Source organism: Pseudomonas sp. Marseille-Q5299 (genome assembly GCF_943737035.1).
Classification (GTDB): Bacteria; Pseudomonadota; Gammaproteobacteria; order Pseudomonadales; family Pseudomonadaceae; genus Aquipseudomonas; species Aquipseudomonas putida_E.
In genome coordinates this window covers 40821-58609 of sequence record NZ_CALSFR010000009.1, presented here as the reverse complement: position 1 = coordinate 58609, position 17789 = coordinate 40821, and the positions used below count along the sequence as shown (strand labels likewise).

Annotated in this window: 20 protein-coding genes and 1 pseudogene; 6 read left to right on the top strand and 15 right to left on the bottom strand. The window is 59.4% G+C overall.

The window, feature by feature from the left end; translation table 11 throughout:
- Positions 1–48 precede the first annotated feature (48 nt).
- Entirely contained in the window at positions 49–879 is an 831-nt protein-coding gene (locus NGJ21_RS22825) for an AraC family transcriptional regulator (protein ID WP_115274739.1), read from the top strand.
- A gap of 78 nt (positions 880–957) precedes the next feature.
- A complete protein-coding gene (locus NGJ21_RS22820; protein WP_046786142.1) occupies positions 958–1572 on the top strand; it encodes a LysE family translocator in 615 nt (204 codons plus the stop codon).
- Here NGJ21_RS22820 and NGJ21_RS22815 read toward each other — a convergent pair.
- A complete protein-coding gene (locus NGJ21_RS22815; protein WP_251962706.1) occupies positions 1553–2245 on the bottom strand; it encodes a metallophosphoesterase in 693 nt (230 codons plus the stop codon). The two genes, NGJ21_RS22820 and NGJ21_RS22815, sit on opposite strands and share 20 nt — an antisense overlap.
- A gap of 241 nt (positions 2246–2486) precedes the next feature.
- Here NGJ21_RS22815 and NGJ21_RS22810 point away from each other — a divergent pair, with 241 nt between their 5' ends.
- Complete coding sequence (locus NGJ21_RS22810; RefSeq protein ID WP_251962705.1) at positions 2487–3230, top strand: carbon-nitrogen hydrolase family protein; 744 nt, start codon at positions 2487–2489, stop codon at positions 3228–3230.
- Complete coding sequence (locus tag NGJ21_RS22805; RefSeq protein ID WP_161871030.1) at positions 3227–3469, top strand: hypothetical protein; 243 nt, start codon at positions 3227–3229, stop codon at positions 3467–3469. Before NGJ21_RS22810 ends, NGJ21_RS22805 begins: the two co-directional genes overlap by 4 nt.
- A 40-nt stretch (positions 3470–3509) precedes the next feature.
- On the opposite strand, the gene NGJ21_RS22800 is transcribed toward NGJ21_RS22805, so the two are convergent.
- Positions 3510–4010 carry a methylated-DNA--[protein]-cysteine S-methyltransferase gene (locus NGJ21_RS22800; protein ID WP_046786138.1) on the bottom strand — a complete coding sequence of 167 codons (501 nt, stop codon included), beginning with the start codon at positions 4008–4010 and terminating at the stop codon, positions 3510–3512.
- An 85-nt stretch (positions 4011–4095) separates the two neighbouring features.
- Positions 4096–4884: a WaaZ-like lipopolysaccharide core biosynthesis protein gene (locus tag NGJ21_RS22795; protein WP_046786137.1), complete on the bottom strand. Its 789-nt coding sequence runs from the start codon at positions 4882–4884 to the stop codon at positions 4096–4098.
- Positions 4885–5082: 198 nt separating this feature from the next.
- Between NGJ21_RS22795 and NGJ21_RS22790 the strand changes: the two genes are divergently transcribed.
- Complete coding sequence (locus NGJ21_RS22790) at positions 5083–5280, top strand: hypothetical protein (RefSeq protein WP_046786136.1); 198 nt, start codon at positions 5083–5085, stop codon at positions 5278–5280.
- Positions 5281–5313: 33 nt separating this feature from the next.
- Here NGJ21_RS22790 and NGJ21_RS22785 read toward each other — a convergent pair whose 3' ends face one another.
- The 8 genes from NGJ21_RS22785 to NGJ21_RS22750 form a co-directional block, all read right to left on the bottom strand.
- Entirely contained in the window at positions 5314–5643 is a 330-nt protein-coding gene (locus NGJ21_RS22785) for a hypothetical protein (RefSeq protein ID WP_371316878.1), read from the bottom strand.
- 108 nt (positions 5644–5751) lie between these two features.
- Positions 5752–6084: a hypothetical protein gene (locus tag NGJ21_RS22780; protein WP_080952109.1), complete on the bottom strand. Its 333-nt coding sequence runs from the start codon at positions 6082–6084 to the stop codon at positions 5752–5754.
- 237 nt (positions 6085–6321) lie between these two features.
- Positions 6322–6618 carry a hypothetical protein gene (locus NGJ21_RS22775; protein WP_115274735.1) on the bottom strand — a complete coding sequence of 99 codons (297 nt, stop codon included), beginning with the start codon at positions 6616–6618 and terminating at the stop codon, positions 6322–6324.
- A gap of 499 nt (positions 6619–7117) precedes the next feature.
- Positions 7118–7420, bottom strand: coding sequence for a hypothetical protein (locus NGJ21_RS22770; RefSeq protein WP_251962704.1), 303 nt, complete (start codon positions 7418–7420; stop codon positions 7118–7120).
- A gap of 262 nt (positions 7421–7682) precedes the next feature.
- Positions 7683–8291 (bottom strand): L(+)-tartrate dehydratase subunit beta, encoded by a 609-nt coding sequence (gene ttdB / locus NGJ21_RS22765; protein WP_115274734.1) that lies wholly within the window; start codon positions 8289–8291, stop codon positions 7683–7685.
- Positions 8288–9187: a L(+)-tartrate dehydratase subunit alpha gene (gene ttdA, locus NGJ21_RS22760; RefSeq protein ID WP_115274733.1), complete on the bottom strand. Its 900-nt coding sequence runs from the start codon at positions 9185–9187 to the stop codon at positions 8288–8290. Before ttdA ends, ttdB begins: the two co-directional genes overlap by 4 nt.
- Before the next feature lie 26 nt (positions 9188–9213).
- A complete protein-coding gene (locus tag NGJ21_RS22755) occupies positions 9214–10560 on the bottom strand; it encodes a dicarboxylate/amino acid:cation symporter (protein ID WP_115274732.1) in 1347 nt (448 codons plus the stop codon).
- A gap of 98 nt (positions 10561–10658) precedes the next feature.
- The gene (locus NGJ21_RS22750; protein ID WP_251962703.1) at positions 10659–11714 is read right to left on the bottom strand and encodes a tartrate dehydrogenase; all 1056 of its coding nucleotides are present in this window, start codon (positions 11712–11714) and stop codon (positions 10659–10661) included.
- 184 nt (positions 11715–11898) lie between these two features.
- Between NGJ21_RS22750 and NGJ21_RS22745 the strand changes: the two genes are divergently transcribed.
- Complete coding sequence (locus tag NGJ21_RS22745; protein WP_251962702.1) at positions 11899–12810, top strand: LysR family transcriptional regulator; 912 nt, start codon at positions 11899–11901, stop codon at positions 12808–12810.
- On the opposite strand, the gene NGJ21_RS22740 is transcribed toward NGJ21_RS22745, so the two are convergent.
- From NGJ21_RS22740 to NGJ21_RS22725, 4 genes and pseudogenes are all read right to left on the bottom strand, one after another.
- Positions 12752–13027 (bottom strand): PAAR domain-containing protein, encoded by a 276-nt coding sequence (locus tag NGJ21_RS22740; RefSeq protein WP_231386187.1) that lies wholly within the window; start codon positions 13025–13027, stop codon positions 12752–12754. The two genes, NGJ21_RS22745 and NGJ21_RS22740, sit on opposite strands and share 59 nt — an antisense overlap.
- Positions 13024–13647, bottom strand: a pseudogene (locus NGJ21_RS22735) (type VI lipase adapter Tla3 domain-containing protein); the annotation flags it as partial. The pseudogene NGJ21_RS22735 and the gene NGJ21_RS22740, both read right to left, overlap by 4 nt.
- 185 nt (positions 13648–13832) lie before the next feature.
- Positions 13833–15788: an acetate--CoA ligase gene (acs, locus tag NGJ21_RS22730; protein WP_115274728.1), complete on the bottom strand. Its 1956-nt coding sequence runs from the start codon at positions 15786–15788 to the stop codon at positions 13833–13835.
- Between the two features lie 71 nt (positions 15789–15859).
- On the bottom strand, positions 15860–17731 hold the full coding sequence (locus NGJ21_RS22725) for a methyl-accepting chemotaxis protein (protein ID WP_251962701.1): 1872 nt from the start codon (positions 17729–17731) through the stop codon (positions 15860–15862).
- Positions 17732–17789 lie beyond the last annotated feature (58 nt).

Here is a 17789-nt window from a genome sequence, read left to right as displayed (position 1 = left end):
CAGCGCGTTCGGCGCTGTTAAGCTGCCAGCCTCAACGAGGGCTCCAGCATGCACCCTACCCGCTCCTCACTCTGGCGCGATCCGGCCCTGCCCTGGGTGGAAAGCCGCCGGGCCTGCCACAGCCGCGCCTGTTACAAGGCTCATAGCCACCCGACATTCTCCATCGGCGCGGTGGATGCGGGGTGCAGCGTCTTCACTGGCGCAGGTGATGGGCAGCAGCGGCTGACCCCAGGCACGCTGGTGTTGGTGCCGGCGCAGCGGGTGCATGCCTGCAACCCCGAGCCCGGCCAGGCATGGAGCTACCAGATGCTGCATGTCGAGGCCCAGTGGCTTGCGCAGCTGCGCCTGGAGTCGGGGCTCGACGCGGCCGGGCCGGGGGCGCCGGCGCGTATCAGCCGGCTGCCTGCGTTGTACCGCGCGTTCTGCGGGTTGAATGAATTGCTGTTCTCGGGTGCGAGCAGCGGCGAAAAGGAAGCCGCACTGATCGCCTTCATGGGTGATCATGATTTTGCCCAGCATCCTCACCTGGCGGCTGCGCCAGCGCCAGCATTGGGCATGCCGGCCCTGCGTGGCCTGATCGAGTGCATCGAAGCTCAAGACCCGGCCCGCTTGAGTCTTGAAGTGCTTGCCCGGCAAGCAGGGCTTGGCCGTTATCAGTTGATCCGTGCGTTCCGCGCGGCCACCGGGCTGACGCCGCATGCCTACCTGATCAATGCCCGCATCAACCGGGGCCGGCGGCTGCTGCGCGACGGGCTGGCGCTGGCCGAGGTGGCCTATCGACTGGGGTTTGCCGATCAGAGCCATTTTCAGCGGGTATTCAAGGCGCATGTGGGCGTGACGCCGGGGCAATATCGGCTGCGTCTGGATCAGAGGCCCTAAGCAACCCGCAATAATCTTCAATACCTGGTCCTGCCCCGCCTCCACACTGCGGCTTTATCACTCGAGATAGCCCGCACCATGGAGCAGTTTCTGATCGTCGCCCTCGCCCACTTCCTGGCCCTGCTTTCCCCAGGCCCGGACTTCTTTCTGGTCGCTCGTACCTCGATCAGCGCCGGTTGGCGCGTCGCCAGTGGCACCTGCCTGGGCATCGCTCTGGCCAATGGCCTGTTCATCAGCCTGGCCTTCGCGGGCCTGGCGGTACTGCAAGAAGGCAGCCCGGTGTTCATCGCCTTGCAGTTGGCCGGCGCGGTTTACCTGCTTTATATAGGCGCGCTGTTCCTGCGCCATGCCGGGCAGTCCGGCCTGGCTGCGGTGGATACCCTAGGGGCAGTGAGCGGCTGGTGGCGAGGGCTGGGCATGGGCTTGGTATCTGGGGGGCTCAACCCCAAGAACGCACTGTTCTACGCCAGCCTCGCCAGCATGGTCGCCAACAGCGGTGCTGCCTGGAAGTGGGCCTATGGCGCCTGGATGTTCACCATCGTTCTGCTGTGGGATTTGCTGGTGGCAGCGGCCATCGGCAACAAGCGCCTGCTACGGCGCTTTTCTCATGCCCTGCCCTGGCTGGAGCGGGCCTCGGGGATGATGCTGATTGCACTGGCAGGTGCATTGCTTTTCAGCCTGGTGCAGGGTTGAGCAGCGCCAGGCTGGCCAAGTCCATCAGGCTGAAATGGCCACTTGCCCAGCCACCGGTGTCCAGGTGCCAGACGTTACCCAACCGTTTGGCCTGGAGCACCGGCGTATGGCCCACCAGCAGGGCACGCACGCCTTCGACGGCGCCGGTATCCCCTTCTTTGAGCCGCCGGCGCGACCATTGGCAGACTTCACGCACCCCCGGGTCATCATCCTCCAGCAGACTGGCGCGCAGCTCGGCCCAGTCTGCAAACGGGCTGTCGGCATGCAGCACGCCAATCAACCCGGCCTCTGTCTGTACTTCCATGGCTATCGGCAACTGCAGGAACTGTTCGACGAAAACCGCCTGCTCATCCTTTGGCAGATCGAGAAACCAGCCACCGCCCGCTGCCCGATACATGTCCAGATCCAGCCGCCCACCGTACAGGCAGGTGATGGCCAGCGACTCATGGTTGCCCTGCACGGCATGGAACCAAGGCTTGGTCAGCCACGTCAGCGCCTCGATACTATGCGGGCCGCGGTCGACCAGGTCACCAACACTGAATAGCCGATCCACCGCAGGGTCGAACCCCACCGCCTCCAGGCACTGCTCCAGGCGCCGAAAATGCCCGTGAATATCGCCAACAGCCAGGTCACGCCCGTGGCTGTTGGCGGCTACCCGCCGAAACCGGCTCATTGCATTGTTCCTCTGTTGCCGCACGTTGGGGAGCGGATGATGGGTACCGCTCTCGTGCATGACGTGCTCATGGCCCTATCAACCAACAGCATGGCACAAGGCACAGCACCTGCGCAGTTCGAACTGGTTTCGACAACGTTTCGCCACGCCCGCGGCCTCCTGAAATACCCTTCACTGGAACAGGTGATCCTGCCGATAGTATGCTCGGCCTTTCGATCTGTACCAGGGAAGGGAATTACCCATGAAACTCTGTGCCGTACAGCTGGCATCAGTCAAAGGCGAACTACAAGTCAATCTCGACCGCCACCTGCACTGCATAGAGCAGGCCGCAGACCTGGGCGCCGAACTGGTGGTGTTCCCCGAGCTGTCGCTGACTGGTTACGAGCCTACCCTGGCAAGGCAGGTGGCCTTGCCGCTCATCTCTGCCCGGCTCGATCCGCTGCAGCGAATCTGCGACCGCCTGGCAATCTGCGTAGCCGTGGGCCTGCCACTGCCCACCGCAGATGGCATTCAGATCGCAATGCCGATCCTGCGCCCCGGCCAGCCGCGGCTGGCCTACGCCAAACAACGGCTGCACGAGGACGAGCTGGCGTTTTTCTCGGCCGGTGACCAGCCCTTGGTTTTCGCCGCAGGGCAACTGCAGATAGCACCCGCCATCTGTTACGAATCGATGTTCTTCGCGCATGCAGCACAAGCCCGCGACAGGGGCGCAGAGCTGTACCTGGTGAGCGTGGCGAAGACGGCGAAGGGCATCCGTGAAGGCAATGAGCACTACCCGCAAGTCGCTCGCACTTTGGGTATCCCGGTATTGATGGCCAACTGTGTGGGCCCGGCCGAAAACTTCGTGGGTGCCGGCGGCTCGGCGGCCTGGGACAGCCAAGGCAACCTGCTGGCGGCGCTGGACGGCCGCCAGGAAGGCATCATCTTGCTGGATACCGCGAACTCCAGCGCCATCGGCGTACCGCTGAGCATGCCTCCTGCATGAAGTATCTGCTTTTGATAGTGGCCAGCTTTGCCAGCACCTATCATCTGGTGGGGCTGTTGATCAACAGCCAGCTGAATGAGCTGGCCGAGGGGTTGCGCCATCGCCCGGATGCGCCACCGCCCGGTCAGTACCTGCGCGAAGTAAGGCCACAGGCCCGCCGGGCGCATCGGCAGTACACGCTGATGGCGGGCTCGACGCTGGCGGTGGTGGCGTGCCTGGTCGTGTATTGGATCAGTTGAGTTTTCAGGTTCAGTCGCGACCTTTGCGGACAATGCATGGCTAAAGGTCCAAAGTCAGGCTTTGTTGCCCCTCAAGCGCCAAGAGGTACTGCTTGGCCGGCATCCCCCCGGCAAAGCCGGTCAGGCTCCCGGATGCGCCAATCACCCGGTGGCACGGGGCAATGATCGAGATCGGATTACGGCCGTTGGCCGCACCGACCGCGCGTACGGCGCTCGGGTTACCGATCTGCCGGGCGATATCGCTGTAGCTTCGGGTCTGGCCGAACGGAATGGTGAGCAACGCCGCCCACACCTGGCGCTGAAAGGCGGTGCCGGCAAAATCCAGTGCCAACTCGAACCGTTGGCGCTTGCCGGCAAAGTACTCTTCCAACTGGCGAGCGGCTTCGCGCAGTATTGGCTGCTCATCATCCCGATGCACCTCACCCAGGCGAACGCGGTTTTCCCGCTCCTCTTCCCACAGCACGGCGGCCAGGCGCTCGCCGCGGGCCACCAGGGTCAAGGTGCCGACCGGGGACTGCATCAGGGTGAAGGCGCTGGACATGCTTGTTTCTCACTGCAGGGCTAGGTCCGGGCACTGTAGCGCCGGCCCACACCTCGCGCATCCGCTTTCTTGCTCAGGCAATCACTCAGCTCGCGATGCGGCGGGCTTGGGCCAGGTCGATTTTGGGGATCAACGCCGCAGGTATGCGAGAAACCTCGGACAGGTTGTAAACCCGGAATCGCTCGCTGACAACCTGCTCGGCCATCAGCGTCAGCGACGGCAGTATGCGGCTCTCCCAGTGCTGGTCGAGCCCACAGGGGGAATGCTGCCCCTCACCGTTCTCGTAAAAGCGCCCTAATGACTGGTCCAGGTCAACACCCACCAGCAACACCTGCTCGAACCCCAGGTGATACGCCAGTTGCAGGGCGACATAAACCACTGTCCGGGCATCGAAGTAGCCGCTTGAGAGGTCTTTGCTGAAGGCGATCGACCGCGCCCGCTTGCTCCACAACGCCCTGCTGCAGACATGGGTTGCGCCGTGCCCCCGCAACCCGTCGAGCATGCCGGGGTTGTCGGCTTTATGCAGCGGATAACACTCGGTGTCGGGCGGGATGTCAGCGCCGACGAACTGCTCTGGCCACAGTGCCAAGCGCTGGCTATCGCGCAACGCCAAGGCAAACAGCTCTGGCTGCTGTGTGCGAAAGCTTTTGTCGGTGCAGATGTAAAAGAACGGCTTCACGGCACACGCAGCGGTGAGGGAAACCGAACCATTCATGGCAATCACAGGGAGGTGTGAAAATTCAAGCAGGGGGAACTGTTTGGCAGAAGCGCCCGACGCAAGAATCACCACCGGCCCTTTCTGGGTGTTTCGGCACGCCTCGAAACCTGAGAACGCGCCGCGCTCGGCATCGAGCTGTGACGGAGATATATTCATCGCGCCATCATCGGTTTGGAGTACCTAAAACACAATACCCCTCGGACACCGAACGATCCCTTTTACAAAGCCCTTACACAATCTGACCAACGTCTTGCCGTTCGTTTCACGCGACGACTCTCTTTTATGCATGAGTCGCCTTGCCGGTTACCCCTGGCGGTACTAATACTTAACTCTCTGCCTGGGGAGGCACGAACAATGCAACCAAGATTCGTTATCGTTCCCGCAGTGCCTATCGAAAGGGAATCCTTCCGCGTCGCTGGTCGCTACTACGCAGCTACCGTCTGCGGCGGCTACGACATCTACGACAATCAAGCAAAGGAGCGTCTCAAGCCCAGTTACTCCTGCAAAGAAGATGCGCAGGTGCAATGCCGTCAGATGAATCTGAAAGCCTAGAAGCCATGGGACTGCCAGGGGGCAGGCATCACCTCAATCCAGGCATTCCCGGGCCGCCAGCCGCAGCTTGTTGCCCGAGAGGAAACTGCCTTTGTAGAAAGTCGCCCGGCTGCCCTCACCGGACTCCAACACTTCCAGGACTTCATCGGAAGTCACTGCGCTGGGTGCGGTCAGGCGGTAGCCATGGGAAATGGATTTTTGCGTCGTGAGTGGCGCCAACGCTTGCCACTTGGGCAATACACAGGCGGCATAGACTTCTGGCGATTTGCGGGTCAGCTTGCTGGCTGTTGGCTTTCCTGGGTTTGCACAACCGGCCAGGGTGACGACCAGTGCGTAGCAAAAAGAGATGCGAAAGTTAGGCATTTGCATTTGACTCAAGTGGACAGGATGCATTTTAACCATGGTTTTGCATGACAAAAAGCCCGCGCATCTGGGGCGCGGGCTTTTGTTCTCAGGTTTGCGGCGGGCTGGCTAGGCCTTCGAACACATGAGGGCTGCATCGAGCAGCCGCCCGTGGTCATACCAGGCATCGCGCTGATAGGCCATGAACTGCTGACGCGTGCCGTAGCTGCGCAACTCTACAAGGCCATTGGCTGTGTTGGGGTCAGTACTGTCGACGAACAGACGCACCGAATCACCACTACCCACCTCATAGGTGGTTGCACTCCCATGCATCTCTTCCTTGACGCACCCTAGATAATCCGGCGGGCTCTTCTCGGTGATACCGGAGGTATGATCATGCCCATCCCGAACATCGGGGTTCTGTGCACACCCCGTCATAAAAGTTGCAGCCAACGCTGACATCAGTATTGCGCTTGCGAGCGATCTAGAGTTCTTCACGCGACACACTCCGGCGCCCCCTTCAACAACCCTTTGAAAATAGCTAACGAGCAACGCCCTTTTTCGTTTTTTTGGCCAATCCCATATTAACCCTCAGTCATAACCGAGCAATATTCTTCTTCGCTATAGGGGATGTGGCAGCGCCCTACCCTATTTGCAAGCTGACGGGAACACGCCATGCCGCTTTGCCATTAGCACCGCTCAATCTTGCTCGGCCACCTCACAAACGCCATTTGCACGCCCCTTGCCGGTATACGAGACCCCCACAGACTCATCCGGGTTGACCATGATAGAGACGGTAACCCCATCGCCCTTGGCTTCGTAGTACGCGTCACTGAATTTCTTCAGTTTTGCCTCCTTGGCATTTATGTAGACAGGGCCGCCTTCATCCGCGTGCACTTCGATTCCGCCCGGGCATGTGGCATTCACCAATGGGATGCCTGCGTTGGCCATCCCTGCAACAGAAATCAGAACAACGCCCAGCACTCGCCGCTTCATTCAAACCTCCTGATCCGGTTAACCCTTATATACAGTGATAGACGAAGGCCCTGGAACCGGACCATTGCCGGCCAGAAATGCTTTCGCATCGAGCGGTGAGCATCATGCTCTGCCCGCCTGGCTCTGCACATACTGCTCAGCCATCACTTTGCCTTCGAGTATGGCCTCCGTCGAGGACGAAAATGCCCGACTCACTCGCAGCGTTCTCGAGACGCTGCCGGGCCGGCCGACCTCCACCAGCATTCCGGTCGGTGAGTCAGTGCACGACTCCCACAGAACGTAAATGGATGCCTGGTAACCAAGGTACGAATGCACATAAAGATCATGACTGGTGGACTGAAGGTTCATCTGTTTCTCCAACGGGGCGCCCTGATTGCACCTTTGCTGCAAATACGACTGGTGCGTTCACGCGTGCGTTCCGTTGTCCTCGTCAAGTTACCTGCCCCAGTGAAGCCGGACCAGCGCGTCAGAGTACATCTGTACTCCTGCGCAATCCTTGCTATTTCAAGCAGGTTGCGGGCCTACCCATAGCAGCCAGACCCTCGGTGGCAATTCGGCGTGCACGCCCCACGCCCCACGCCAGCGCTCTGGTCATCGACTCGCCGGGCCTCGAGTCGAACGCCTCCTCGTGAAGCGCGGTACCAGCGGCCGCATAGACGCCGATGAACATCTGCGTAGCGTCTGTGCGCGACAGCCTCACCTGAACATCGATAACCGTGCCGTTATAAAGAGCCTCATCGTGCTCCCGGTGATGCAGGGTCGGGTCCGCCCACAGCCAATAAGTTTCTCCGCGAATTCGCATGCCGCCTCCTCCGACTGATGTCTATTTGGAATGGCCAAATACCACCATAGCGAAGCGGTGCGACCGCACAACCGGTACACGCGCAACTGTGGGCTGAATCGGACCACCGGTTAAATAACCGTTACAAAATCAAGGATTTGTACAACTTCAGGCCGGGCGCGGCAGCTTGATGATCGCCGAGGGCTTTGCAGGGAAAAATTCTGGTGGTTCGCTGCGACGGACAGGAACGACCACAGCTAAGCGCCGTGGCCAACCTTCTCCATCATTTGATAAAGCGAACCTGTGAGTTGATTTTTTCGATCACCGAGCCTTTGCGCTCGTTGAAGCGCAGCTTGTTTTGCTCGAACAGGTTATTACCCTTGGTATCGATGGAGATAATCAACGGGCCAAACTCCCGCACGCGATTGACCCAAAGCGTTTCGGGCATTCCCAAATCTTGCCACTCAGCCCGCTCGATCTCTTCCACCTGGGTTGCGGCGAGTACTGCACAACCGCCGGGGAACACCGCATGCACAGCCTTGTTTTCCAGGCACCCAGTGGTGGTTTCGGGGCCCATGCCGCCCTTGCCGACGATCAGCTTTACGCCAGTCTGCTCAATGAATTCCTTCTCGAACTTTTCCATCCGCATGCTGGTGGTCGGGCCGATGGAAACCATCTCGAAGGTGCCATCGTCTTTCTCGCGCACGATCGGGCCAGCATGAAATATGGCCCCACCGCGCAAGTCGACCGGCAGTTCACGCTTGAGCTCGATCAGGCGACGGTGTGCCACGTCGCGACAGGTGACCAACTGCCCTGTCAGGTAAATCACATCACCAACGTTAAGGTCTGCGAGATCTTCGTCCTTGATCGGGGTGCTGAGGATCTTTTTCACAGAACAACTCCTTCGTGGGACAGAATGTCGTAAGACAGGTCGGCGTTGATACGGATCTTGCCGCGCCGGTGTGCCCAGCAACCAGTGGACACGGCCACGCCAATGGTTGATGGGTGGCGAGCGGACGATTCGATGTTCACGCCCATGACGCTGCTATTGCCGGTCAACCCTTGCGGACCGATACCAATCTCGTTGAGGCCCTCTTCAAGCAACTGCTCCATCAAGGCCGCACTTTCATTGGGGTGGCTGGAGTCCACCGGGCGCAGGATTGCCCGCTTGGACAGACGCGCAGCGGTTTCCACTGATGTTGATACGCCGACGCCAACCAGCAACGGCGGGCACGCGTTGATGCCCCGCGAGGTGATCACATCAAAGACAAATTCGGTGACGCCTTCATATCCTTGACCCGGCATCAACACTTTGGCCGAACCAGGCAGCGTGCAACCGCCACCGGCCATGTACACGTCCACGATTGCATAATCGGCGTTGGGGATGATCTCCCAATCCAGCCATGGAATTTTCGAACCGGTATTGGTACCCGTATTCTTTTCGATAAAGGTCTCTACCGCGTTGTGACGCAGCGGGCCCTTGATAGTGGCTTCCTTGGTGGCGTTCTCGAGGATGCCCTCAAGCTCGCTGAGCAAGGGGAAGCTCGCGCCTGCCGAGATGAAGTACTGGATCACGCCGGTGTCCTGGCAGCTCGGGCGGTCGAGTTTGTCGGCGTAGTCCTGGTTCTCAGCCATTGAGTCATAGACAGCAATGGCGAGCGGGTTAGTTTCCGCGGCCCGCAATTGCGCGGTTTTTTTCTTCACGTCGGTTGGCAGGCGTTTGCCGATATAGGCGGTAAACTTCGCCATCGTCTCGGTAAGCGATAGTACAGCTGACTCTTTATCCATCATTTTCTCCTCACAGCATCACTGGGCTATTCGTGCGGGCTCAAAAGGCCAGCTATTGGTGTTTGCACTGCTCGATTCGATGCACCTGATTGTTGCTCAGTCGAGTCTGGCGCCGCGGCTGGCTGAGTATTCAGGGCCAGGTCCATTTGCTTTTTATCGAGTGCTCCGACCCATTTGGCGATCGCCATGGTGCCAACTGCATTTCCGATCGTATTGGTGATAGCGCGGGCTTCGGACATGAAACGATCCACCCCGAGCAGCAGCACCATGCCGGCTACCGGAATCTTGTCCATCGTCGCCAGGGTGGCTGCCAGTGTGATGAAACCGGACCCGGTGACACCCGCGGAGCCCTTGGAAGTCAGCAACAACACGCCCAGCACGATCAATTGGTCCATTAGGGTCAGAGGCGTGTTGGTAGCTTGGGCGATGAAGATGGCTGCCATGGTGTAGTAGATGCACTGACCATCGGGGTTGAACGTCAGCCCGGACGGAATCACCAGGCCGACTACCGGCTTGGACACCCCTGCCTTTTCAAGTTTGTTCATCAGTTGCGGCACGACCGACTCTGAAGAACTGGTACCCAGGACAGTGAACAGTTCTTCCTTTAGGTACTTGAGAAACTTCCACAGGCTGAAGCCGGACAAGCGAGCGATGAAACCGAGCACGACCACGACAAACAGGAAACAGGTGACATACATAGTCGCCACCAACTTGCCAAGCGATACGATCGAACCCAGACCGTACTTGCCAATGGTGAAAGCCATGGCGCCAAACGCCGCCAGCGGTGCAAGCCGCATGATCATGCCGACAATGTAGAACATGCCGTGGGAGAAAGACTCCAGCACATCGACCATGGGTTTGCCACGCGGCCCCAGATGCGCCAACGCGATACCGAACAAGGTAGAGAACAGCAGAATCGGTAAAATCTGATTCTGTGCAAACGCATCGGTGATACTGGCCGGGATGATTTTCATCAAGAACTCAGTGATACCGTCGCCACCCTGTGCAGCCGAGGTGTAAGTAGCGATGCTAGAGGCGTCGAGGTGCGCCGCATCAATGTTCATTCCGGCGCCTGGCTTGACGAAGTTGACAACCAGCAGGCCCAGGATCAGGGCGAATGTAGAAAGCACTTCAAAGTAGATGAGCGCTCGAGCGCCCACACGGCCGAGCTCCTTCATGTTCTCCATCTTGGCGATGCCCAACACCACCGTGGCGAAAATGATGGGTGCGAATACCATCTTGATCAGCTTGATGAACGCATCGCCAAGCGGTTTCAGGTCAGTGCCGATATCCGGCCAAAAAACACCTAGCAATACACCGGCGGCCACCCCGATCAGTACTTGGACATATAACTTACCCAGAATGCTTTTCATGACAGGACCCCTGAATTTTTATTCTTGTCAGGTAATACCGAGAAGACAGATCAACGACCCGTCTCTCGGCGCATTGTCTAAATTACGGTTCTGTTCAATCAGCGATCAATCAGCGCGATGACCGCATCGGTGATCTGGCGAGTAGTCGCTGTGCCGCCCAGATCAGGGGTGTGCAGGCCACTTTCGGTGACTGCTTCGATGGCCGACATCAACTGCCTGGCGGCAGCCGCCTCACCCAGGTGCTCGAGCATCAATGCCGCTGTCCAGAAGGTCGCAATCGGGTTGGCTACGCCTTTGCCGGTGATGTCGAAGGCAGAACCATGGATAGGTTCGAACATCGAAGGGAATTGACGCGACGGGTTGAGGTTGGCGGTCGGTGCGATGCCCAAGCTGCCAGACAACGCGGCGGCCAGGTCGGACAATATGTCGGCGTGCAGGTTGGTGGCGACAATCACGTCCAGTGTGGACGGTTTTAGGACCATGCGCGTGGTCACTGCGTCAACCAGTTCCTTGTCGATCTTCACATCCGGGAAGTCCTTGGCGACTTCGTAGAAGATCTCGTCCCACAGCACCATGCCATGACGCTGAGCGTTGGACTTGGTCACCATGGTCAGTTGCTTGCGTGGGCGACTCTGTGCCAGCTGGAAAGCAAAACGGTGAATGCGCTCGACACCGGCACGGGTAAATACCGATACCTCGGTAGCCACTTCTTCTGGCAGGCCGCGGTGCACGCGGCCACCATTACCGGAGTACTCACCCTCTGAGTTCTCACGCACGACGACCCAGTCGATCTGGTCGCCGTTATGCAACGGGCTTTTCACGCCCGGCAGTACACGAGCCGGACGCACGTTGGCGAACTGGTCGAAACCCTGGCAAATCGGCAGACGCAGGCCCCATAGGGAAATATGGTCCGGTACATTCAGGGCACCCACGGCACCGAAGAAAATAGCGTCGAAGCTTTTCAACTCCTCCAGCCCACCCTCAGGGATGTAATGGCCATTCTTCAGGTAGCTCTCCGAGCTCCAATCAAAGTCTTTGAAGGAGATTTCGAACCCACATTTTCTTGACAGCGCTTTCAGTACTTCAACGCCTGCGGCAATAACCTCAATACCAATTCCATCGCCTGGGACAGCTGCAATGTTGTACGCATGCATGAGTAGACACCTTCATTTGGATATTCTTGTTTTCCCTGCCGATCACACCAAGGCGACAGGATGTGAGCAGAGTGTAAGCAGAAATCCCAAGGAAATAAGCTACTCAAAATAACTTCAAAAGTTACTTGAGGTTATCAATCATGGGGCACATTCTGTACGAGCCCATCGTCGCTTCGAGCCAGCCATGAATCAGACATTTGACCTTTCGTTTTTCCACCTGCTCGCCACCCAGGGCAGCCTCGCGGCCACGGCACGCGAACTCGGCGTAACCCCCCCGGCAGTGAGCAAACGCCTGGCAGCGCTGGAGGCACGGTTTGGTGTTCGCCTGGTCAACCGCACCACCCGCTCGATGAGCCTGACCTCGGAGGGCGAGCTTTACTTTTCTCACGCTGCGCGCATCCTCACGCAAATCAATGAGGTAGAGCAGATGGTCGTCAGTAGCCGCGCGACGCCCAAAGGCCTTATCCGCGTGAACGCCTCCCTCGGCTTTGGTCGACGGCATATCGGGCCGGCCTTGGCAGCGTTCTTCAGCCGTTATCCGGAGGTGGAAATTCAGCTGAAAATCACCGACCATCCCTTGGATCTGGCAACCCACGGTTTTGACCTCGGGATCCGCTTCGGTACACTGCCGGATGCCGCATTCCACGCCCGCAAGATCGCCTCCAATCGCCGACTGGTGTGCGCCTCGCCGCTTTATCTGGAAAAGCACGGCACGCCGATGCGCCTGTCTGATTTGCAACAGCACAACTGCATCTTCATCCGGCAGAACGAAACGCCTTATGGCGTATGGAGTTTCACCACTGGCAGCCGTACGCAGAACATCAAGGTCCGCGGTGCCCTGGGCTGCAATGACGGGGAGGTGGCCCTGAACTGGGCGTTGGAAGGTTACGGGATACTGATGCGCGCCGAATGGGATATAGCCCGCTATGTACGCAGCGGCCGGTTGCGCCTGGTGCTGGAAGACGAAACACCAACCCGGGCAGATGTCTATGCGGTTTATCCTCAGCAGCTACACCTGTCAGCGCGGTTGCGCAGCCTTATCGACTTTCTCGTGGAGCGCTTCGCTCATATTGATCATGTGGAAGATGCCGAGTGAATGGCAGATGGCCTTGCAGCACCACCGGCTTACCGTTCATGCGTCGGCTTGGATGCCCCTCGATAAACGCAAAAACCCCTTTGTGAAGCGGGCAACTGGCCTTGTCGCCCAGCACCGCTGGCGTTTTACCGTTGACGGTGTGGGTGCCAGCCAGTTGGCATGACAGCACGCTGCCCCCGCTGCTGGTGGGGTCGCCCAGGCAGATGGGACGGTTCATGGCTTGGGTCGCCCGACACTTGGGAGGCCATACTTGAAGGGGTCAGCACCACGGTTGCGCTGGTTCTTCGCTTTGCGTGCCTCATCTGGCGGGCTGATCATCTGCACGGTGAGGCTGCCGTCGCTGCCGGCGTACACCACGGCACTGGCACCGCCGTCGTGGTAGCTGGCGATGGTGGCCAGGTTGATTTCCACCAGCGCGCTGCTGACGCCGGTATTGCCCAGGCGTCGACCGATGTCATAGCCCTCGTCGACATTGCTCACATCCAGGCCTTGGCCGTCGGTATTGAGGCTGTGCAAGGCGTTGGTCAGGGCGATTTCTGCCTCAGCGTTGTTAGTGGTGTCGTAGAACACGCGCACCGGTTTTTGCCCATCGGGCAGCGTGTCGAGGGCCTTGAGCCAACCTGCCTGCAAGGCCTTGGCCTGCAATGCGGGTTTGAGGCGCTTTCCGTGCTCGTCCTGCATGGAAACCTTGATCGGACGGTGCAGGTAGCCCAGCACTGGCGCTGCGTCGAACTCCTTCAACTGGTGTTCGGTCCAGCGCACGGGCAGCCAGGGCGACGGTTCGAAATGGCCTGGGCCGCGGTTATTGAGGGTTTTCCACAAGGTGGGTAGTTGCGATGATCATCTGAGACAACCCGGTGCAGCGAACCGCTCGAAAAACAAAGTTAACCAGGAGTTTTGGGCCAGCACCTCGGTGTATTGCTGGCACATTGGACTATTGATAAGGTGGTTTCATCGTCCGCTTGTCAGATTAATATTGCCTCCAACGTGTCCTGGCAGGTGCGAGGGCGGGCATAACTATCTCATGCAGTGGCCATACTTCGGTGTGTTTCAATCAGACGAAGTACAACCCCTGGATCGGCAAGCGTCGAGATGTCTCCTAACCCCTCATACTCCGCAGCCGCGATCTTGCGCAGGATTCGCCGCATGATCTTTCCCGAGCGGGTCTTGGGCAGCCCTGGCGCCCACTGGATCACGTCCGGCGAGGCAATCGGGCCGATCTCCTTGCGCACCCAGTTCTTCAGCTCCAGGCGCAGCGCCTCGTCCGGCACCTCGCCAACGTTGAGGGTGACATACACGTAGATGCCCTGCCCCTTGATGTCGTGCGGCACGCCCACTACCGCCGCCTCGGCGACTTTCGGGTGCGCGACCATGGCACTCTCGATCTCGGCGGTACCCATGCGGTGGCCGGAAACGTTGAGCACGTCGTCCACCCGGCCGGTGATCCAGTAGTAACCGTCCTCGTCGCGGCGAGCACCGTCACCGGTGAAATACATGCCACGGAAGGTCTTGAAGTAGGTGTCGACGAAACGGTCGTGGTCGCCATACAGCGAACGCGACTGGCCCGGCCACGAGTCGAGGATTACCAGGTTGCCCTCGGCGGCACCTTCGATCAGGTTACCCAGGTTATCCACCAGTGCCGGCACCACACCGAAGAACGGACGGGTCGCCGAGCCCGGCTTGAGCGCCGTGGCGCCGGGCAGCGGGCTGATCAGGACACCACCGGTCTCGGTCTGCCACCAGGTGTCGACGATCGGGCAACGCTGCTTGCCGACAGTCTGGTAGTACCAGTTCCAGGCCTCGGGGTTGATCGGCTCGCCCACCGAGCCCAGCAGGCGCAGGCTCGAACCGTCGGCACCGGCCACGGCGGCCTGGCCCTCGGCCATCATGGCGCGGATCGCGGTCGGCGCGGTGTAGAGGATGTTGACCTTGTGCTTGTCGACGATCTTCGACACCCGGGTGATATCCGGGTAGTTCGGCACGCCTTCGAACAGTAAGGTGGTCGCACCGTTGGCCAGCGGGCCGTAGACGATGTAGCTGTGGCCGGTGACCCAGCCGACGTCGGCGGTGCACCAGTAGGTTTCGCCCGGGCGGTAGTCGAACACCCGCTCATGGGTCAGCGCGGCATACACCAGGTAGCCGCCGGTGGTGTGCAGCACACCCTTGGGCTTGCCGGTGGAGCCGGAGGTGTAGAGGATGAACAGTGGCTCTTCGGCGCCCATTTCCTTCGGCGCACAGTGGCTGGAGGCCACTTTCATCAGGTCTTCGTACCAGATGTCGCGGTGCTGGTGCCAGGCAATGTCGCCACCAGTGCGCTTGCACACGATGATCTTCTGCACGCTGCTGGTTTCCGGGTTGGTCAGCGCCAGGTCGACGTTGGCCTTGAGCGGGGTACGCCGGCCACCGCGCACGCCTTCGTCGGCGGTGATCACGATCTTGGACTTGCAGTCGATGATACGGCCGGCCAGCGCCTCGGGTGAAAAACCGCCGAACACTACCGAATGGATCGCACCGATACGGGCACAGGCGAGCATGGCGACCACGGCCTCGGGGATCATCGGCATATAGATGGTGACCACGTCACCGCGGTGCACATCCTGGCCACGCAGGGCGTTGGCGAACTTGCAGACTTGCTCGTGCAGTTCGCGGTAGGTGATGTTGCGGTGCTCGGAAGGGTCGTCGCCTTCCCAGATGATGGCCAACTGGTCGCCGCGCTCTTCGAGGTGGCGGTCCAGGCAGTTGGAGGAAACGTTCAGAGTGCCGTCGGCGAACCATTTGATATCGACGTGATGGTCGTCGAAGGAGGTCTGCTTGACCTTGGTGAACGGCTTGATCCAGCGGATGCGCTGGGCCTGCTCACGCCAGAAGCCGTCCGGGTTGATCACCGACTGCTGGTACATGGCCTTGTAGGTGGCCTCGTCGGTCAGGGTGGTGGCCGCAACCTCGGGACGAACGGGATACAGTGGAGCCGCACTCATCTGTGTTACCTCGGTGTCAAAATTGTTTTTGTTGGATCAGCTGAAGCTGCACACGAGCTCACGCAAAGCGATCAAATACTGAATCGCCCCAGCAGCCTATCTTGCTCCCCGACATGCTCGACCATGGCCGAGCACTGGTTGGCCTGCTGTTCCGCGCTACCGGAAACTTCAACGCTGATATCGCGGATCGTTGTGGTATTCCGGTTTATTTCCTCGGTCGTAGCACTCTGCTGTTCAGCCGCCGCAGCGATCTGCAGGTTCATCTCGTTTATCCGGTTGATCGCTTCCCGTATGCGTTCAAGCATCCCGTTAGCAGCGATCGCGTCTTGCGCCGTTTTGCTGGCTGTGTCCCGGCTGAATTGCATACGTGATTGCGCTTGTTTAACGCCCGACTGCAACTGGTCGATCATCTGGCGTATCTCCTGAGTGGAGTGCTGGGTTCTCGACGCAAGCGACCACACCTCATCGGCAACCACGGCAAAGCCGCGCCCGGATTCGCCCGCGCATGCCGCTTCGATGGCGGCGTTGAGCGCGAGCAGATTGGTTTGATCGGCGATGCTGGTAATCACCGAGAGAATCGACTCAATGTTCTGGCTGAGCAGGGACAACTCATTGATGGCACAGCCGGTAGCGTCCATTTCCTCTGCCAGACGCAGAATTGCGTTGGTCGAGCGCGAAACAAGGGCAACGCCGTTGACAGTCTGCTCATCAGCGGTCACCGCCGCCTGCGCATTGCCGGCGACCTCTTCCGCGGTGGAAGCCATCTCCTGCATGGCCGTGGCCAATTGCTCCAGTTCCTGCAGTTTCGTCTGCACGCGGTCGGCCGTCTGGCTGGCCTCCACCGAGGCCACCGTCGTGCTTTCACGCACGTGCTGGGCACTGCTCACCACATCGCCAATGAGCGTCCGGAGATTTTGCAAAAACCGGTTGAACTGTGCCGAAACCAGCGATATTTCATCGTTGCCGGTAACGGGCAGCTCACGGGTTAGGTCGCCTTGCCCGTCATTGATGTCTATCAACGAGTCTTTCAGGCGGTCCAGTGGACGCAGCAACATTTTCACCCAGACCCCGAGGAGCAATAGGCTGATCAACACGCCAAGGCCGGTGCCGACAACCGCGCGCCAGCCCAGCACACGGGCAGCGGCCATCACCACCCCTTCATCCAGAACGATGCCAATGTACCAGTCCATGCCCTTGAGTTGGCTAAGGGGAATGAAAGCGACGAGAAGGGTCTTGCCGTCGTGGTTGATCTCGCGCAGCTTGCTCTCAAGAGGCGGAAGATCACCGGCAAAAACCTCACCGTAGGACTTGCCATTCAGTTTGGTTTGCGGGTGCGAAATAATGTTGCCGTCCTTGCTTAGCAGAAAGGCATAGCCGGCACCACCGAAGTCTAGGGTGTTTATAGCGTCTGCTACCGCCTTCAAATGAATCTGCCCGCCGAACACGCCGATAGTCTGGCCAACATCACTGACCTTGCTCACCGCAGATATCAGAATCTCGCCGGTGGTGGAATCGGGGTAGGGCTCAGTAAACACGGCATGATTGGCAGCTTTACCCACCCCATACCATGGCCGCGTACGCCCATCATAATCAGCCTGGGGGTTCCAGGAAGCGCTGGTAATCAGCGGCTTTCCGGTGGAATCGTAGGCGCCGAAGACAATTTTGAATTCTGTGTTGAGCACCGGCGAATCGAGAACGCGTTGAGTGGCCTCGGGACTGTACTGGCTATTGATGGCCTGGCCAGCCAGATCAATCAACAGCAATTTGCCATTGAGCCAGTTCTCAATCTGCCTGGCCATGGTATTGCTGGTTTCCGCGATGTTCGCCTCTACCTGCTCGCGCAACAGTTCGCGCACTTGAGTAATCTGCAGCAGCGACAACAGGCCAGTGGTGACGAACAGCACACAGGCGGCCACAAGACTTACCTTGTAACGGATCTTCATCAAGAACTCCAACGAGGCGGGCTGATCGCATTGCCCGCGCCCGGCAGCGCGTGCGAAT

Coding starts and splice junctions, on each gene's coding strand:
- NGJ21_RS22825 (WP_115274739.1), top strand. CDS start 49: ATGCACCCTACCCGCTCCTCACTCTGGCGCGATCCGGCCCTGCCCTGG.
- NGJ21_RS22820 (WP_046786142.1), top strand. CDS start 958: ATGGAGCAGTTTCTGATCGTCGCCCTCGCCCACTTCCTGGCCCTGCTT.
- NGJ21_RS22815 (WP_251962706.1), bottom strand. CDS start 2,245: ATGAGCCGGTTTCGGCGGGTAGCCGCCAACAGCCACGGGCGTGACCTG.
- NGJ21_RS22810 (WP_251962705.1), top strand. CDS start 2,487: ATGAAACTCTGTGCCGTACAGCTGGCATCAGTCAAAGGCGAACTACAA.
- NGJ21_RS22805 (WP_161871030.1), top strand. CDS start 3,227: ATGAAGTATCTGCTTTTGATAGTGGCCAGCTTTGCCAGCACCTATCAT.
- NGJ21_RS22800 (WP_046786138.1), bottom strand. CDS start 4,010: ATGTCCAGCGCCTTCACCCTGATGCAGTCCCCGGTCGGCACCTTGACC.
- NGJ21_RS22795 (WP_046786137.1), bottom strand. CDS start 4,884: ATGAATATATCTCCGTCACAGCTCGATGCCGAGCGCGGCGCGTTCTCA.
- NGJ21_RS22790 (WP_046786136.1), top strand. CDS start 5,083: ATGCAACCAAGATTCGTTATCGTTCCCGCAGTGCCTATCGAAAGGGAA.
- NGJ21_RS22785 (WP_371316878.1), bottom strand. CDS start 5,643: ATGCCTAACTTTCGCATCTCTTTTTGCTACGCACTGGTCGTCACCCTG.
- NGJ21_RS22780 (WP_080952109.1), bottom strand. CDS start 6,084: ATGTCAGCGTTGGCTGCAACTTTTATGACGGGGTGTGCACAGAACCCC.
- NGJ21_RS22775 (WP_115274735.1), bottom strand. CDS start 6,618: ATGAAGCGGCGAGTGCTGGGCGTTGTTCTGATTTCTGTTGCAGGGATG.
- NGJ21_RS22770 (WP_251962704.1), bottom strand. CDS start 7,420: ATGCGAATTCGCGGAGAAACTTATTGGCTGTGGGCGGACCCGACCCTG.
- ttdA (WP_115274733.1), bottom strand. CDS start 9,187: ATGGATAAAGAGTCAGCTGTACTATCGCTTACCGAGACGATGGCGAAG.
- NGJ21_RS22755 (WP_115274732.1), bottom strand. CDS start 10,560: ATGAAAAGCATTCTGGGTAAGTTATATGTCCAAGTACTGATCGGGGTG.
- NGJ21_RS22750 (WP_251962703.1), bottom strand. CDS start 11,714: ATGCATGCGTACAACATTGCAGCTGTCCCAGGCGATGGAATTGGTATT.
- NGJ21_RS22745 (WP_251962702.1), top strand. CDS start 11,899: ATGAATCAGACATTTGACCTTTCGTTTTTCCACCTGCTCGCCACCCAG.
- NGJ21_RS22740 (WP_231386187.1), bottom strand. CDS start 13,027: ATGAACCGTCCCATCTGCCTGGGCGACCCCACCAGCAGCGGGGGCAGC.
- acs (WP_115274728.1), bottom strand. CDS start 15,788: ATGAGTGCGGCTCCACTGTATCCCGTTCGTCCCGAGGTTGCGGCCACC.
- NGJ21_RS22725 (WP_251962701.1), bottom strand. CDS start 17,731: ATGAAGATCCGTTACAAGGTAAGTCTTGTGGCCGCCTGTGTGCTGTTC.